The organism is Stenotrophomonas sp. YJH_SMC_101-4 (genome assembly GCF_059370395.1).
Map to the genome: position 1 here is coordinate 774,715 of NZ_JCAFTP010000001.1, position 15,500 is coordinate 790,214.

Consider the following 15,500-nt stretch of genomic DNA (forward strand, 5'->3'; position numbering starts at 1 on the left):
TGTTCGCCTCGCCGCAACAGCGGCACCGGTTCCGTCAATCGTGGACGGTGCGCACCGAAGGCAGGGCGCGCAACAGGCAGTAGTCAATGTGGCGTGGCTCCGGTGGACCGCCTCTGCAGGCGGCGCGATCCCCGGGATGAACGTCAGGCATGTTCGATGGTTTGCCAGGCAGTGATGTCTAGGATTCGTGAAGCCGCTTGCCGAAAAGCAGGTGGCCGACGCAGGCCGGAATGCACCGAAGGCGTCGCCGGAGCCGGTGGTGACTCCAGAAGCTCCTCTTGCCCAGGTCGATACCCGCGCTCTTGACGAGGCCATGCAACGCGCAAACGACTACGCCGACCAGGCCATCGCTGGGGTGGAACGCAGACTGGACAAGCTGGACAAGCGCTTCAACCGCATGGCAGCGATGAGCAGTGCGCAAGCCGCCATGGCCATGAACACGGCGGGTCTGAAGACCTACAACCGCCTGGGCGCGGGTGTGGGGTACTCGGAAGGCGAGTCGGCGTTGTCGGTGGGCTACCAGCGTGTGCTCAACGAGAAGGGCTCGGCCACCTTCAGCCTCAATGGTGCCTTCACCAACAGTGGTGAGCGCAGCATGGGGGTGGGTATGGGCATCGGGTGGTAAGCGCTTTAACATAAGCAATGCTCAAAAGATCCGGACGTCTCAGTCTGTGTAGAAACTGAAAACGGACGGATATGAGAAGGCCAAGAAAGCCCGCAACGATAGTTGCGGGCTTTCTTGTATGCATTACGTGGCAGGCCAACAGGGCGCCTTGCTCCCGCTTTCGCTGGAGGATCTGATCCCGGTAGCCCAGCCTGGGCCCGCATGTCGCTGGGTACCGCCCAAGAAATTCTGCGACACATCGCCGGGCGCACGCTTCTCTTCGAAACGCTACGGCCATGGGTCGCAGTGCGAGCGGGCCCTGCAGCATGCTTTCAGAGGCTTGATGGTGGGCTGGAACGGATGTGTAACCTGGGAGAGAGCTGCCCGGAGCCTGGCGGATCAAGCAAGAACTGATGCATGCGACGACCGAGCGTGAAGCTATCAATCAACTCGGTGGCGTGGTGCAACTGGTCGACGCCCACATAGCGAGAGCGAAACGGCAAAGACCGATCACGGCCCGGAGAGCAAGCGCCCTTCTGTGAACCCTGTGGAGACCAACGAGGAAGAGCGTCCTGACTATGCCGTGATGATCCGGTGCCGGCTTTCAACAGCGCAGCACTGGCCCAGTGGGCTGCTAGCCGGTTGCAGACGGGATTGGATGTTTACAGCGATGCGCTGGGGGATCTTCGGGCACTGGAAACCGAGCATGCCCATACCGTGGTCTGGCCCAGTGGCCGTGTTGGTTGCGAGAAGTCCTGTGCGTGCTGAATCAATATTGCGTTTTCCAACCTGAAGCGTGCACTGCATAACGCCTCTCACGCCTTCAAGTTCTGCAAATGTCCACACGGCGCGTGGGTGGCTCATGCACAGGGCGCGTGGGCGCGCAGCAGTAACTGGAGGAATGGGTGGCGCAATTTTTGGCGGACTTGCGGGTGCCACTATGCAATCGAGTGCAGAACCGGTGTGCTACGTGTCTGTGATGGTGGCTGCGCCGGCCGCAGCCACCATCACTGGTCACTTAGGGATCAGAATCGAACACCACCGTCACGTCGCCCTGCCAATGCGAATCGGGGGCCTTGAGCATGTCGGTCACTGCCGTACCATTGGCGGAGAAGGTCAGTTGGAAGGGCGGCTGACCAGGTAACGGTCGGGGATGAAGCGCGGTGCAGCACTGCCACTGGCCTCGGAAACCAGCCCGGTTTTGATCACCGGGGCGCCCATTAACCGTCATGCCCGGCATTGTCACAGCCACGCCCCCCGGCACGATCGTGCCTGAGGACAGGTCTTCAATGCCGCCGCGGCCTGAGACCTCGTGCTCGCAGCGCATTCTGATGCTGAAATCTCAACGTGAATGGGAGATTCAGCTGCAACCGATCGGGTGCACCGCCGTAATCAGTCCATTGCTGCCAGCCGCCAATCGAGCCATGCTGACTTTGGGCGACGCGGCAGGAAAAAAACCGCATACTGGTGCTCAACGGTCAAGGTGAAATGAACATCAATCACCGGATCGCTGGTCACATTTGCGTTGGCACCGAACCTAAAATCCTGGCCAACAATGTACTTAGTACTGCCGGTGTAGGCGCCAGAAGGCAACAACAGTGGCGAGTCCGCCTCAATACGGAAGATAAACTCGAAGTCTCGGAGCTCATACAATTGCTGGAGCCGCATTTTGGCGTTGTAGAACGCACCAGCGCTGGCTTGACCGTTACGCACCCCCATCATCTGCGTACGATACCGCGAACCCCCGCCATCGGCGCCCACGGTAATCATTCTGCATGCAGCCGGGGCTCCGCTGCCGACGGGTTCGCCAGGACTCTCTTGCCCTGGCGGACGACCAATTCGCACAGTGCCACCGGCCATGTACAGCTTCACGTCCAACGTTCGACCTGTTTGGGTGTCAGCGACCCGGATGGATCGCACAGCAGGCAGCCCCAGGTAGAGGCGGTTGTCTCCAGCATCATTTTCGACCAGCTTGGTCCCCCTGGATAGGCACGACAATACCCCCCTCTTTCTGATACCGCGGTCTGTAGGCGGAATTCGTGCAGTTGCCCTGCATCTCGGTAGTGTTGACGAATGACAACCGTGAGGGGTCACGGATATCAGGCTTGAATTCTGCATTAACGTGTACGTCAAACGCCCATGCGGCGGCGGCCGGTAGCGGCCCCATGCTGCCCGAGATGATCGGGAAAAAGTGCTCAGGGAGGGAAGTTGCTCATATCGGTTATCCTCTGTGATTAAACGGTCGTTCTATTGCGCGGCGCATTTTGCGACTATGCCGCGCATCAATTTTCCGCCACCTGCACCGCGCACTGCAGCCGCCCCCCATCACTACATCACCGTCCCGCGGGTAACGGGTTTCGTTCAAGCTGAGCGCACACCCGATCAGGTCGGGACGTGGCAGGTCCACCACTGGCTCGCAGGTGCTTAGCTCCAGCGTGAAGAAACCTTCTTCCTGTCGGGGCATCAGGGCCCCCATCCAGTGGTGAAGCTATGCCGTTCTGCTAATCAGGGATCCGAATCGAAGATCACCGTCACGTCCCCCTTCCATTTGGAACCCGGTGCCTTGAGCATTTCGTCCAGCGGGCTCCCTCTGGTAGAGAAGTGTAGCTTCGATGGACGCTGTTGCAGATAGCTGTCTGGGCTGAAGCGCGGCGCGGTAAGGCCGCTCTGCTCGGACACCAGTGGAGTGCTGATTGCAGCTGCGCCAGTAGCCACGTTCCGCATGCCCGGCATCGTTACGTCCACATCCACTGGCACCACGGTGCCTGCCCCCTGATCCCGGATACCGCAGCGCCCGTTGGCGTCGTGCTCGCAGCGCATCTTGATACTGAACTCGCTGGAGCTGGTCAGGGAAAAGGGGAGTTCTTGCTGCAACCGTTTGGGCGCACGATTGTAGTCTACCCACTGGTGCCAACCGCCAACGGGTAGCAGACTGACTTGGGGGTTGGCATTGGCGAACTGAATGGAAAATTCATGCGCCACATCCAGGACGAAGTTGATGTTGAGAACCGCGTCTGTCGTCGCATTCTCCCCGAAATCGATATCTCCACCCGGACCAACATCGAGCTTCAGTACACCTCTGTACACATCATTCTTCATTGCAAGAGGATCTGGCGTTTCAAGCTCGTAGACGAATGATGATTGATCCAGTCTCATCGATTCGAAGTTGAAATTAGCTCTCTTCACGCAGGTTGCGTCTGACGAGCCATCCGGACTCCCAGTGTTCCATCCAAAATGGTACCAAGTATCGGCAATTCTGTTGATGGCCGCCGATGAGCATGGAGACATTCCATACTGCCAGGTTCCTGTCGTCCAAAGATTGGAATGACCCGTCCACATGTTGGCAGTTCCGGTAATACTAGCAGCAGAGCGTGGCAGGACGTATCTCGCCGCATGGATTACAGCTCTCCATCTGACGATCCGAGTATCGCCTGTCGCGTCCCCCCTAACAGTAATATCCCGCCATTTAGACGGCATTGTGAACATTGCCTGTCTATTGTCAGGGGCGCCGATAACAAATTCTCCATAGCGGACTGCCAAGCCAGTTGAGAAACTCTTGCGGCCGCCGCAGACAGTAGGGTAGGTGGCACAGGCCCCGCTATTGGGCGTTGTGTTGACGAACGCTCTCCGATTGGGGTCCAATGAACTTGGCTTGAATTCCGCTGTTACTGTTGTTTCGGCAGCACCTGCATCGTTCAAGTACCCGCACGCCACAATAATGGCAGCGAGGCCAGTCTTGTACCACACTGCCCTTCGAAGGAAAGTGGCTGTGAATCTGGTCATGATAGTTCTCGTCCTGTTTTTGTCTAGCATCACTTTCCAGCCACCTGAATCGGGCACTGCAGCCCACCCACCATCACGACATCGCCTTCGCGCGGGTAACGGGCTTCGTCCAAGCTGAGCGTACACCCAGTATGATCGGCGTATCGCAGCTCAACCACAGGCTCACGGGCACTGAGCTCCAGGGTGAAGAAGCCTTCCTCCTGGCTGACACTGCGGCTGGCGTGGTTGATTACCTGCACGCCGCGCTGGCCCTTGCCGTTGGCGTCCACAACCTGGCCCATCACGGTGAAGGTGCGCAGTACATCTACGCTGGCATGCATGACCCCACCCTTGTTGAGGTGGTAGCTGACGGTGGCCGGCTGGATGGTCGCGGCCGGGGCCGCATTTCCGGTGAAATCGAACTGCACGAAGCCGGCTCGATAGGCACTGACCGGCACGAAGTTGCGGCCAGGCTTGAGGGTCACGCCGCCACCCTGGCTGTCGTCGGCACGCAGCTCCAGGTCGGGGTAGTCAGAACGCACGTCAACGATCACCCCGGTGCTGGCACTCTGGGTCTGGTTGCGGCCGAGCAGGGCGCCCTTGCCGTCACCCAATACCAAGGTGCTTTCCAGATTCACGTTGCCCGACAGGCGACCGTCAAGCGAGGAGCGCTGCAGTTGGGCATCACCATTGAGATACTGGTGTTCGACATACGCGCCGGCGCCCAGGCCAAGCCCGCTGCGATCGGCAGTGACAGTGCCCTGCACGCTCTGCAGCCAGGATCCATCCAATTGTTGCTGGACGGTGGCGCTCGCATACAGATCGCGATTGCCTGCCTGGCCGGTGCGGCTGCCCAGGCTGCCGTTGTAGCGGCGACCCTCTCTGCCGAGCTCCAGGCTCAGAGTGAAATCAATGCCGCGCTGCCGCTTGAAGTCGGTGAAGGCGCTGCCTGGGCGGTCATAGACCGACACGCGCCAGCTGGCATCGTTGCCGAACAGTGGTTGGCGCCGCCACCACGAAGCATCCACGCTGGTGCCTGCATTGAAACCGCTGTTATGGGCCACGCGGAGGCTGAGGTTGTTACGGTCGCCAATGCGATGATTGAAGGACACTGCACTGCTGTCCTGCCAGCCGCTGGCAATTTCCCAGCGCGGTGGCTGGCCGGGCCTGGATGCAAGGCGATCGCGCTGTTCCACCCACGTACGGGCGTGCGAGACGATGACCGAGCCTGTGCCGTAGCGGAACATGCCCTGGGCATCGATGCCGCGGCCAGCATAGGACGAGTCATACACATTGGTATACAGATTGAAGCGATCGCTGGCCTGCCAGTCCAGGGAAATGCCAGCGCTGCGGCGATCTCCCACCTGCTGCACGGTGGCGCCGGCTACGGCACGCGGGTGCAGCAGATAGTTGACAACCGCGCCTGCGGAAACCCTGCCTTGCTGGGCATCGTTGCCGCTGTCGAGCAGGCCTTGCTGCTGGCCGGCGAACACGCTGTAGCGCCAACGGCGGCTGGCATCGCGCCAGCTGCCGGGCTTGTGGATGACGGCTGTTTCACGCGAGCTGATCTGGCCTTCCTCGACCACGCGCAGCTCGACATCGTAGATGCCGCCGGGCAGGCGCCGGGTGTCGATTTCCTGCACACCTGGCTTCACAGCCTGGGTGCTGATCAGGTTGCCATCACGGTAGATCTCCACCACGCCGTCACGGCTGGCGGTGACATAGACCGGATAGACGCTGACGCTGCTGTAATCGGCCAGCAGGGCATCGGAAGAACCGGCCATGATGCCCACACTGGTGTAATTCTGCGTGCCCGGTGCACGTGGTTGGCGGGTCACGCCCTGGAACGTGGGCAGGAAGTAGCCTACACGCAGGAAGTGGTCACGGAACTCGCGCTGTGCATACAGCGCGCTGAGATAGTGTTTTGCTGATTCGCCAGACTCATTGAGATAGTACTGGTAGCTGCCGACCGTACTCCAATGACCGACGCTGCCTTGCAGCTCGGCACCATAGTTCAGGGCATGGCCCTGTTGCTGCCCACCACTGAACGTGAGGCTGTTGCGCAGCATCAGGCCATGACTGCCATTCTCCGGTTGTGCCAGGTAGCGCCCATCGCCGGTAGCGCGGCTGCCCTCGCTGGTCAGCAAGGAGAGCAGGGAATGTTCAAGGCTGTAGTGTGCGGCAAGCAGGCCCTGGCACTGGTTTTCGCACATCCCCAGTGCGGTGGGCTCGGCCAACTGGCTGGCCCAATGCTGACGCTCGTGAGGCGGCAACGGGCTGTCATGGCTTTCGTTGAAGGCCAGCAGCTGCACACGATTGTCCTCGTGCAGCACAACCTCGGCATCACCCAGATAGGTACCGTCACGCTCCACACGCACCATCAGCGGCGCGCCGAACAGGTGCTCGCGAAACTCGACGGGCATGTACTGGCGCTGCTGCTGCAGGCTCAAGGTGCCGGTCCGGTCGCTTGCCTGAACGCCCTGGCTTGACAGGGCGGACAGGGCGCAGGCGGTTGCCAGTGCCAAGCGGCTGTGACGGGTGCGGGGCTTCATGGATCTGCCTCGGGAGAGAGTGTGAAAAGAGAAGGGGCGCCCGGCGCCCCTTCAACGGGTAATGCGCTGCTTACTTGCCGCTGCCACCCGAGGCCGGGGTGCTTTCGAACATCATCATGACCTCGCCAATGTAGCTGCCGGCCACGTAGCCCGTGCTCGGTGCGTCGGCGGCGGTGATGGTCAGATCCATGGTCTTGCCGTTGGTCGCTTCCGCATCGGCCTTCTTCGCGATCTCAGCCTTGTTGGCGGCGCCGACCTTGAGCTCCGTGGCACCCAGGGCGACGGTCAGCGACAGCGAATCGTTACCGGAGGTCAGGCTGGCAGGCGACTGCAGGTAGGCGTAGACGTCTGCATTGCTCTTGACCGAGAGCTGCTTGCGGATCGGGGACAGCGTGTCGCTGTTGATGTCATAGGACATGTTCTGGGTAACGCCACCCCAATCCTTGGTATCCACGCGCAGGCCGTCGGCGGTCGGGATGACGGCCTCGACCCTGACGTTGACCGGGATATCAGCGGCGAAGCTGACGGCCGGGGAGATGATCAGGGCGGCCGCAGCCGACAGCAGGGTCTTGTTGAACTTCATGGGTATTGCTCCTTGGGTTGGACGAGGACTACGAAATGAAATGGCCGGGTGGAGACGCAACTTCCCCATGGCCCCCCGGCGGTGGCCCGGCGAAAGAGAAAGGGAAGCTGAAGCGATTGGGCTGCCGCGGGCAGGCTCAACGGCGGCTGTCGAACTCGCGCGTCGCGCCGCCTTCGATCAGCTGATAGCGGCTGAACTGCTCGGGAGCGTGGTTCAGGATGTGCGCCTGGCCAGGGAAGAGATGCACTCTGGTTCCCTTGCTGCAATTGTCAGGGCGGGCGATGGCGCACTGGCGAAGATTCTCCAGCACCACCGTGGCATTGCCCTGGTTGCGGACCTGATGTGCGTCGGCGTGGGTGTCGTAGCGGGCGTCGGTCGGCGCGACGAAAACCATCGTGCCGTAGCCCGTGAACACGTTGACACCTGCCGAGATGCTCTTCTTGTACTCCTCGGACTGTTCCTGGGTCAGGGAGAATTCGCCCTTCTCCGGCACGACGGGAACGAAGCGGATGCGGTAATACTGTTCACTGTCCCGATTGCCACGGAACACCAGGCGAGTTGCTTGCTGGCCATTGTTGGCCGGCACGATCATTCGGCTCGGGCTGGCAATCAGGCCTTGCGCCCCGGGCTCGCTGCGTGCCAATGCGGCTGCATCGACGGGGGTTTCGGTGATCTCACCCGATGCGTCGAAGTGCATGCGACTGATCTCCACGCGAACGAAGGCCGTAGCGCCACCGCTGTTGCGCACGCGCTTGAGCAGCTGCGTGCTGTTGGCCTGCATGTAATCGAACATGGTGCCCACATTGATCTGCGGGGTGGCTGCCTGGCTGTTGAAGGCCGAGGCGGTCAGCAGGGCGGCCATCAAGATACGGTTCATATGTTCTGCCTCTCGAAGGCTCGAAGGGAGCGACGGGGTTGTGGTGTGGCAAGCGCACTTTATGTGGCGGACCTGGAAGGGCCTGGCTGCCAAGCGCTGCTTGCCGGACGTCGTCACTATCCGAGTTTCAGAAGAGGGATTGCATAGGACGGGGCCTAAAGTCCGGGTGGATGGCGGCCTGATGGCGTCAGCACCGGCCGCCTGTTCAGCCTTCAGCTGCTCTGCGGCTGAAAATGGGCGCGGCTCGATCCAGGTGGTGCCAGTTGGCGGGATCGTGGGCGATGAAGGCGGCTGCATGTTGCAGTACAGCGTGGGACATGCGACTGAAAGGGCCGTGCGGAACGCGCTGCACAACATGCAGTCCGTCACCTGGGCCGGCATCCATGCGATGGCCAGCCACCAGGATGTCTGTTCCAGCCAGATGGGCGAGGCCTATCGGATCGTGCTCTTGGCCGTCACCGGTCTCTGCTGAAAGCGAGGCATTGCACAGATGCGAGGCTGGCTGGCCCAATGTAGGCAGATCGACGAAGGCCAGTACCGTCACACCCTGCATCATGCGGCGCACCATTGTTACAGACAGCATGGGATCTCGCCGGTCAGCCGTTTCGATTCCATAGCCGAACTGTCGCAGGCTTCTGACCATGCGATGTAGCGGATCCTCGTGGAAGCATGGCAGGGCAATGAAGAATCGTGCAGATGGGGGGCATTGCTCAATGATGCGGGCCAATGCGATGAGGGGGTCGCCAGTACGCAGCAGGGCGATCATGTGCATTCCCGGACACGGCAGGCGCCAACTGGCACTGGGGTCATGCCATGTGGTGGCGCGGATGCGGTCACGCCAGCGCACTGGATCCTTTGCCACTGGCCCACGCTGGCGTCCTTCGCATAGCAGGCGGAGTGCAAGGTGCCTCCTCGCCTGGTGGTCTGCATCGCCTACGCTGTACTTGAACAGGCGCAGGTGGACATGCGCCGCCTGATAACGGCGCCCGCGCAGGCCAGGAGGCACTGCCAGAATCGCACCGATCAGGCCCAGCTGCATCCAGCGGGTGGGAAGAATGCCGTCACCCCAGCCGATCAACGTTCGAGCCATGCTGCGGAACCGATGGAGTGTGCAGATGCGGATGATCCACGCTGACTTTTGCAAGCGATGCAGATTCACACGGACAACTCTGGCCTGGCGGCGCTTGATGAAGAGGGCTCCATCATCACCATTGCCCATCAAGAAGGACATCTGACCCGTCTGAACTTTCGAGGGAGCATGGCCGCACGGCGGGGAATTGGGACGAGTTCTATTTGTTCGGCCGAAACAAGCCCTGAAACTGCCTTCCATCCCCATCTTTCGGAAGTCTTTACAATGTGTGATTCCAGTTCCTCTTGCTCAGATCACGCTCTGGATGAGGGCCGCCGCGGCCTGTTCCGCCAAGCCGCGGCGCTCGCTGCTCTGGGTGGCTTGGCAGGCGCGGGCCTTCTTACATCCGGATCGGTCAAGGCGGCGCCCCTGAACCGCGAGCAACGTGACGGCCTGAGCATCGATGAAGTACTCGAACGACTGAAGGCCGGCAATGAACGCTTCCAGTCCGGCAAGGCCACCCAGCACGACTACCTCGCGCAGAAGCGCGCCACGGTTGCTGGCCAGTATCCCGGCTCGATCATCCTCAGCTGCATCGACTCGCGTACGCCCGCCGAAATCGTGATGGATATTCCGATTGGCGACAGCTTCAACGCGCGGGTGGCCGGAAATGTGGTCAACCCGGATCTGCTCGGCAGCATGGAGTATGCGTGTGGCGTGGCTGGTGCGAAGGTGGTGCTTGTAATGGGCCATACCTCGTGTGGCGCCATCAAGGGCGCCATCGATCGTGCCGAATTGGGGCATCTGACCGGCCTGGTCGACCGCATCCGGCCTTCGGTGCTCGCGACCGAATACACGGGTGAGCGTAGCAGCAGGAATGCGGCGTTTGTCGACGCTGTGGCCAGGTCCCATGTGCTGCGCACTGTTGCGGCAATTCGCGAGCAGAGCAGGGTACTTGCCAACTTGGAAGACGCAGGCAGTCTCCGCATTGCAGGTAGCCTGTATCACCTGTCTGGCGGACGGGTGGAGTTCCTCGACTGAGTGCTGTTCCAGCGATTGCCCCGATGTTTAACTCGTCAATTCTAGGCAAAGTCAGATAGATGGAATTGATTGCTCTGGTGAGACTTCAGGTTCCCCCCACTGAGTCTCACTGGAGTGAATAGATGCAACTACGCAACGCCATTTCATTGGCCCTGGCGGCCGCTGCCGGGCTGGCCGCCAGCGGAAACGCCTTCGCGCACGGCACCATGTCCAAGCCGGCCAGCCGGGTCTACGCCTGCTATCAGGGCAACCCGGAGAACCCGACCAACCCGGCCTGTGCGGCCGCCAAGGAGGTTGGCGGTTCGCAGCCGTTCTACGATTGGAACGCCATTGCCCATGGTAACGCCAACGGCAACCATCAGGGTCTGGTGAAGGACGGCGAGCTGTGCAGTGCCAGCCTGCCCAAGTACCGCGGCCTGGATCTCAACCGCGCCGACTGGCAGACCACCCCGATGCGCGCGGATGTGCGCGGCCGCTATACCTTCGAGTTCCTGGCCCCGGCACCACATCAGACCCGGGAGTGGAAGTTCTATGTGACGCGCGAGGGCTGGCAGCCGGGTTCACGTCTGGCGTGGTCCGATCTGGAAGAATTCTGCACCCTCGGCAACGTGCCGCTGTCGGAGGGCGGCGTGTACAAGCTCGATTGCCCGTTGCCGCAGCGCAGCGGTCAGCACGTCATCTACAACACCTGGCAGCGCTCGGATTCCGCTGAGGCCTTCTACACCTGCATGGACGTGCGCTTCGAAGGTGGTGGAGGCGTGACCCCGCCGCCGCAATGGCAGGATGCCGGACCGGTGACCGCCCGCGGTGCACTGGACGTCGGCACCAGCTTGGCCCTGCGCGTGTTCAACGCCCAGGGCAACGATCTGGAGAGCGTGGAAACCACGCTGGTTGCCGGCCAGACCGCACCGGCGCAGTGGCCGCTGGTGCTGGCGCGCAAGGTCAATGCCACTGCACAGCATGCCCGCGTGGGCGTGTTGAGCAATGGCGTGGTCACGCCAGTGGCGTCGGCAACCGAGAACCGCGTCTACCTGAAGCCGGGCAACCGTTTCCAGCTGGAGACCCAGGTGCCGCTGCCGAGCCCGGATCCGGTTGATCCGCCGCCGGGTGGTGATTTCGATCATGTCTATCCGGCCGGCATCGGCAGCTACACGCCCGGCGAGACCGTGGTGAAGGGCACCGATGGCAAGCTGTATGCCTGCCGACCGTTCCCGGAAGGTGCGTGGTGCAACATCAACGCAGACGCGTATCGCCCGGGCACCGGCTGGGCGTGGCGTGATGCGTGGATTGCCTATTGATATAGGCAGGCGGCCGGCATGATCCGGCGCCATCATCAGTGATCCTTGGCCCCCTGTGCGCATTGTCGTGCAGGGGGCTTTTCTTCTCCTGCTGCCCGAAGTGAGCTAGAGGCAGATGTAGGAAAGGGCTGGCCGCTTCGGTAGCGGCCAGCCCTTCGACTGGGGTGTCGCGACGGTGGGCGCAACAGGCGGGTTCCTATTTGAACGGGTAGGCCATGCGCAATCCTGCCTGCAGATCGTTCTGCCCCCACACGCGCTGTCCGAGCATCTGCAGGCCCAAGTTGAAACGCGGATGCTGGTAGTCGGCCGACAGCGCGACACGATGGTCGAGACCGCCCACGCGAAGGCCGGGCAGGGTGAATGCCTGGCTGGTGGCGCCGTGCAGCCATGCTTGGCGCTGGCCGGCGTGCGACAGCATCGGCTTGGTCACGGCCAGGTCGGCCTGCAACTGCCAGCGATCACTCAGCCGATGCTGCAATGCGCTGCCCAGTTCGAGGGCCATGCCACGCAGGTTGCCTGCCTCCACCCGCAGGCCGAAACCGCCTGCACCAGCCTCGCTGAAGCCGCCCTCGCGATAGTCGAAGGCCGTCGCCTTCAATCGAGGTTGCCAGTGCAGGTTGCCGTGACTGACCGAGTGGCTCAGCGTGGAGCTCAGCAGTGTGCGGGAAAGCCTGCGCTCACTGCGTGCGCGTTCGCTCACCCCGGACCAGTTCAGGTTGCGCTGGTCCTGCATCTGGTGCAGTTCGTGACCCAGCTGATGGCGCAGCTGCAGGCGTCCCCACTGCTGGGCCAGGCCGACGCCAGCAAGCCAAGTCTGTGCGCTATCGCTGCTACCACGGTTGGACAAGTCTCCCCGCAACCCGGCACTGATGATCTGCAGGGTGCGGCCGCCCGTCAGCGGCACCGCCAGCTGCAAGGCCGTACCCTGGCCGCGGACATCCAGCGAATTGCTGTTGCCGCCACCGAAGCCGAGCACTTGTGGGGTGTCGGCACGCAACTGGGCAAGCTGCGACCATACGGCATCGGTATTGCTGGCCAGGCGCATCGGGCCGTCAAGCAGGCTGGCACCGGAGAGTTGGGTCAAGGCTTCCTGGAACTGGGTCCGGTCAGCAAGTTCCAGGCCGTGGAACAGGGAATCATTGCGGTAGCTGCCTTCCAGCGCTGCGGCCAGTTCCTGCTGCGAGGCATCCGCCAACTCGCGATAGTCCTGCCGTTGCATCACCACGTCTACGCTGCCATCGGCGTTGCGCAGGCCCTGCGCCTGCCATACCACGCTGGCGCTATGGATGTTCTGCTCGCCGCCATCGGCACCAAGCACCACGTCCTTCAGCAGGAGCGACGATGCATCCGTACCGCGGGTGAAACCGGTATCCACGGCTACGTCGAGCAATTCACCGCCGTCGTGCAGCACCAGTTGGCCTGCACTACCATCGGCGTTCGTGCCGACCATGTAGCCGCGCACACCGCGCGGTGCCTGCCAGCCCAGATCGGGCGTGCCGGGGCGATCCGCAGCAGCGGTGGTGGCGTCGGCAAAGATGCCGCTGTCGCGGCCGTGGATGTTGACGACGCCATTGTTGATCAGGCGCCCCTGGCCGGCGGTGTCCATCCGGAAGGCGAACGATTCACTGCCGTGGATGTTGATTACGCCGCCGCGACGATTATTGATCGTTGCGCTGCCATCAGAGGACATGGCGACCATGCCGCGCCCGCCGTTGTCGGCTAGGGCACCCAGATTAATGGTGCCATCGTTGATGAGGGTGGCGCCGCGCTCACCGCGCATGGCCACCGCATTGTCGCCGGTGATGGTCAGCGTGCCCTGGTTGAGCAGAGTGGCATTGTTGCCCTCGGCGTGCAGCATGGCAGCGTTGCGCGCCGTGCTGGTCATGCTGGCATTGCGATGATTGATCGCGTGTGCAGCATGCTCGTCGGCGCGCAGGCGCAGCACGCTGGCGTCGCCGGCCAGATCGATGTGGCCCCGGTTCTCCAGTACATCGATGGCATCACGGTCATTGCCGTAGCGCTGGGCGGTGGCGGTGAACAGCGCGCCATTGGCGAAGGTGCCGCGGGCACTGATGGTGCCGGTATTCTCGATCTCGGCACTACCCTGCAGCGCCCATTGGCCGCCCTCGATATGCAGGGTGCCACGGTTCTCGAACTCGCTGTCACCCGACATCTGTACGTTGGCGCCGATGAAATTCGCCTGGCGGATGTTCTCCAGGCTGCCTTCGCCTGCCATCTGCAGGTCACCGGCCACGCGAATCACGCCGGAGTTCTCCAGATCGCCATCGCCATCGACGCGCAGCTGGCTGCCGGCCAGCAGGTGGAGGGTGCCGTTGTTGCGCAGCTCCCCATCGCCCTGGATGTGCAGGGTGCCCGCCGCCAGCTCCAGCGTTCCTTCGCTGCGCACATCGCCGTTGATGCGGGTGGTCACCGGCTGAAGCCACTGATCGTGGCCGCCTGCACCAACCAGCACCTGTCCATTGCCGAACTGGCCGCCGGGCTGCGGCCCGGGCGGTGGCGTCCCGCCGCCGCCGGGGCCGGCCGATTCGCCACCTCCGCCACCTCCGCCACCACCGCCACCGCCAGCGGCGGCACCTACAGCGAGCGCGGCCAGGCCGCCCCACAGCCAGCCTTTGCCGCTGCGCGAGATCTCGCATACTTCAGTTCCGACATCGCAATCAGTGGATGTGGAGGCGCCTGCATGGGCAACTCCGGGGGAAAACAGTGTGAGTGAAATCATCAGCGCCAGTGGCCGCTGCAGGGGCAGGGTGTGCATGTTGAAGGAGAGGTGAAAAGTGGAGGGCGTGATTCTCCGTTCGCCATCAGCCACGGTCGATCGGACTGTGCCGAAAGGCGACCAGAGGCTGCCTCAATGATGGTGGGTGCGCGTGGGTCGGGGGCGGCCCATCCTTCCCCCCGAAGTCGGTCTACCAGTGATAGCCCAAGCCCATATGCGACTGAACACTCTGGAAGCTGTCCAGGCGCGTCCTGTGCCATGTCTTGCCGATCCCCAGGTCAAGGACCAGATGATCGCCCAGCGGCTGGCTGCGGCGCAGGAAGGCACGACGTGCATCGTGTTCGCGCAGCAGCAGTGGATCCGCCTCTGCGGCGTAGCCGGAAGTACCACTGCCCAGCCACAGCTGGGTCGATCCGCGGCCTTGCCCATCCTTCAGGCGCAGCGACAGCGTGGAGCCATGACCGTCGGGGCCATTGGACTGGCGGTGCCGCTCGTGGCGCAGTGAGGCAGTCACGCGCGCAAAGTAATGCGAGACGCCCACCGACCAGCCACTCACGTAGGCATCGGCATGGTACTGGGCGTACTTGCCGCCCACGCTCAGCACGGTCTGCGGCGCCATCTTCCACTGGATTTCCTGGTTGAACTGGCGGTTGACGAACACCGGGTCATCGTTGGACGCGGTGAAGGCGGTGCGGGTGGACAGGCGCGGGTTCCAGCGCTGGTGCAGCGAGCCCTGCACGCGGTTTCCGCTGAACCGCTTGCTGCCGTAGTCGCGTTCGCCATGGGCCAGGCCCAGGTGCCAGCGGCTACCGCCGCTGCGACCGGCCACATCCGCGGTCTGTACGTCGCGCTTGCCGAAGCCGCCGTTGTAGTCGGCATGATCCAACTGCACCGAGACCCGGTCGATGCTGGCATGGGCGCTGGACATGGCCAGCAGCAGGGCGCACGGCAATGCGCCACGGATGATCAATCGCATG

General features: G+C 62.5%; 10 protein-coding genes and 1 pseudogene. 3 read left to right on the forward strand and 8 right to left on the reverse strand.

Annotated features, from left to right (window positions below; translation table 11 throughout):
* Positions 1-205: 205 nt before the first annotated feature.
* Positions 206-625, forward strand: a pseudogene (locus tag AC5P8D_RS03610) (YadA C-terminal domain-containing protein); the annotation flags it as partial.
* A gap of 1,371 nt (positions 626-1,996) precedes the next feature.
* Here the strand turns inward: AC5P8D_RS03610 and AC5P8D_RS03615 are convergent.
* From AC5P8D_RS03615 to AC5P8D_RS03640, 6 genes are all read right to left on the reverse strand, one after another.
* Positions 1,997-2,374 (reverse strand): hypothetical protein, encoded by a 378-nt coding sequence (locus AC5P8D_RS03615; protein WP_329758925.1) that lies wholly within the window; start codon positions 2,372-2,374, stop codon positions 1,997-1,999.
* A gap of 735 nt (positions 2,375-3,109) precedes the next feature.
* Entirely contained in the window at positions 3,110-3,790 is a 681-nt protein-coding gene (locus AC5P8D_RS03620; protein ID WP_329758927.1) for a hypothetical protein, read from the reverse strand.
* Between the two features lie 626 nt (positions 3,791-4,416).
* Positions 4,417-6,918, reverse strand: coding sequence for a TcfC E-set like domain-containing protein (locus AC5P8D_RS03625; RefSeq protein WP_329765734.1), 2,502 nt, complete (start codon positions 6,916-6,918; stop codon positions 4,417-4,419).
* 70 nt (positions 6,919-6,988) lie between these two features.
* Positions 6,989-7,501 (reverse strand): CS1 type fimbrial major subunit, encoded by a 513-nt coding sequence (locus AC5P8D_RS03630; RefSeq protein WP_329763444.1) that lies wholly within the window; start codon positions 7,499-7,501, stop codon positions 6,989-6,991.
* A 136-nt stretch (positions 7,502-7,637) separates the two neighbouring features.
* Positions 7,638-8,363 (reverse strand): CS1 fimbrial subunit B flags: Precursor, encoded by a 726-nt coding sequence (locus AC5P8D_RS03635; RefSeq protein WP_236565029.1) that lies wholly within the window; start codon positions 8,361-8,363, stop codon positions 7,638-7,640.
* 220 nt (positions 8,364-8,583) lie between these two features.
* Complete coding sequence (locus tag AC5P8D_RS03640) at positions 8,584-9,537, reverse strand: hypothetical protein (RefSeq protein ID WP_495203080.1); 954 nt, start codon at positions 9,535-9,537, stop codon at positions 8,584-8,586.
* Here AC5P8D_RS03640 and AC5P8D_RS03645 point away from each other — a divergent pair.
* Positions 9,526-10,488 (forward strand): carbonic anhydrase family protein, encoded by a 963-nt coding sequence (locus tag AC5P8D_RS03645; protein ID WP_495203081.1) that lies wholly within the window; start codon positions 9,526-9,528, stop codon positions 10,486-10,488. The genes AC5P8D_RS03640 and AC5P8D_RS03645 overlap by 12 nt on opposite strands.
* Before the next feature lie 122 nt (positions 10,489-10,610).
* Positions 10,611-11,786: a lytic polysaccharide monooxygenase gene (locus AC5P8D_RS03650; protein WP_495203082.1), complete on the forward strand. Its 1,176-nt coding sequence runs from the start codon at positions 10,611-10,613 to the stop codon at positions 11,784-11,786.
* Between the two features lie 196 nt (positions 11,787-11,982).
* On the opposite strand, the gene AC5P8D_RS03655 is transcribed toward AC5P8D_RS03650, so the two are convergent.
* Complete coding sequence (locus tag AC5P8D_RS03655; protein ID WP_159360207.1) at positions 11,983-14,562, reverse strand: pectate lyase-fold domain-containing protein; 2,580 nt, start codon at positions 14,560-14,562, stop codon at positions 11,983-11,985.
* Positions 14,563-14,713: 151 nt separating this feature from the next.
* Positions 14,714-15,499 (reverse strand): YaiO family outer membrane beta-barrel protein, encoded by a 786-nt coding sequence (locus AC5P8D_RS03660; protein ID WP_329758938.1) that lies wholly within the window; start codon positions 15,497-15,499, stop codon positions 14,714-14,716.
* Position 15,500: the final 1 nt, after the last annotated feature.

Coding starts and splice junctions, on each gene's coding strand:
- AC5P8D_RS03625 (WP_329765734.1), bottom strand. CDS start 6,918: ATGAAGCCCCGCACCCGTCACAGCCGCTTGGCACTGGCAACCGCCTGC.
- AC5P8D_RS03635 (WP_236565029.1), bottom strand. CDS start 8,363: ATGGCCGCCCTGCTGACCGCCTCGGCCTTCAACAGCCAGGCAGCCACC.
- AC5P8D_RS03655 (WP_159360207.1), bottom strand. CDS start 14,562: ATGCACACCCTGCCCCTGCAGCGGCCACTGGCGCTGATGATTTCACTC.
- AC5P8D_RS03660 (WP_329758938.1), bottom strand. CDS start 15,499: ATGCGATTGATCATCCGTGGCGCATTGCCGTGCGCCCTGCTGCTGGCC.
- AC5P8D_RS03650 (WP_495203082.1), top strand. CDS start 10,611: ATGCAACTACGCAACGCCATTTCATTGGCCCTGGCGGCCGCTGCCGGG.
- AC5P8D_RS03630 (WP_329763444.1), bottom strand. CDS start 7,501: ATGAAGTTCAACAAGACCCTGCTGTCGGCTGCGGCCGCCCTGATCATC.
- AC5P8D_RS03615 (WP_329758925.1), bottom strand. CDS start 2,374: ATGATTACCGTGGGCGCCGATGGCGGGGGTTCGCGGTATCGTACGCAG.
- AC5P8D_RS03645 (WP_495203081.1), top strand. CDS start 9,526: ATGCAGATTCACACGGACAACTCTGGCCTGGCGGCGCTTGATGAAGAG.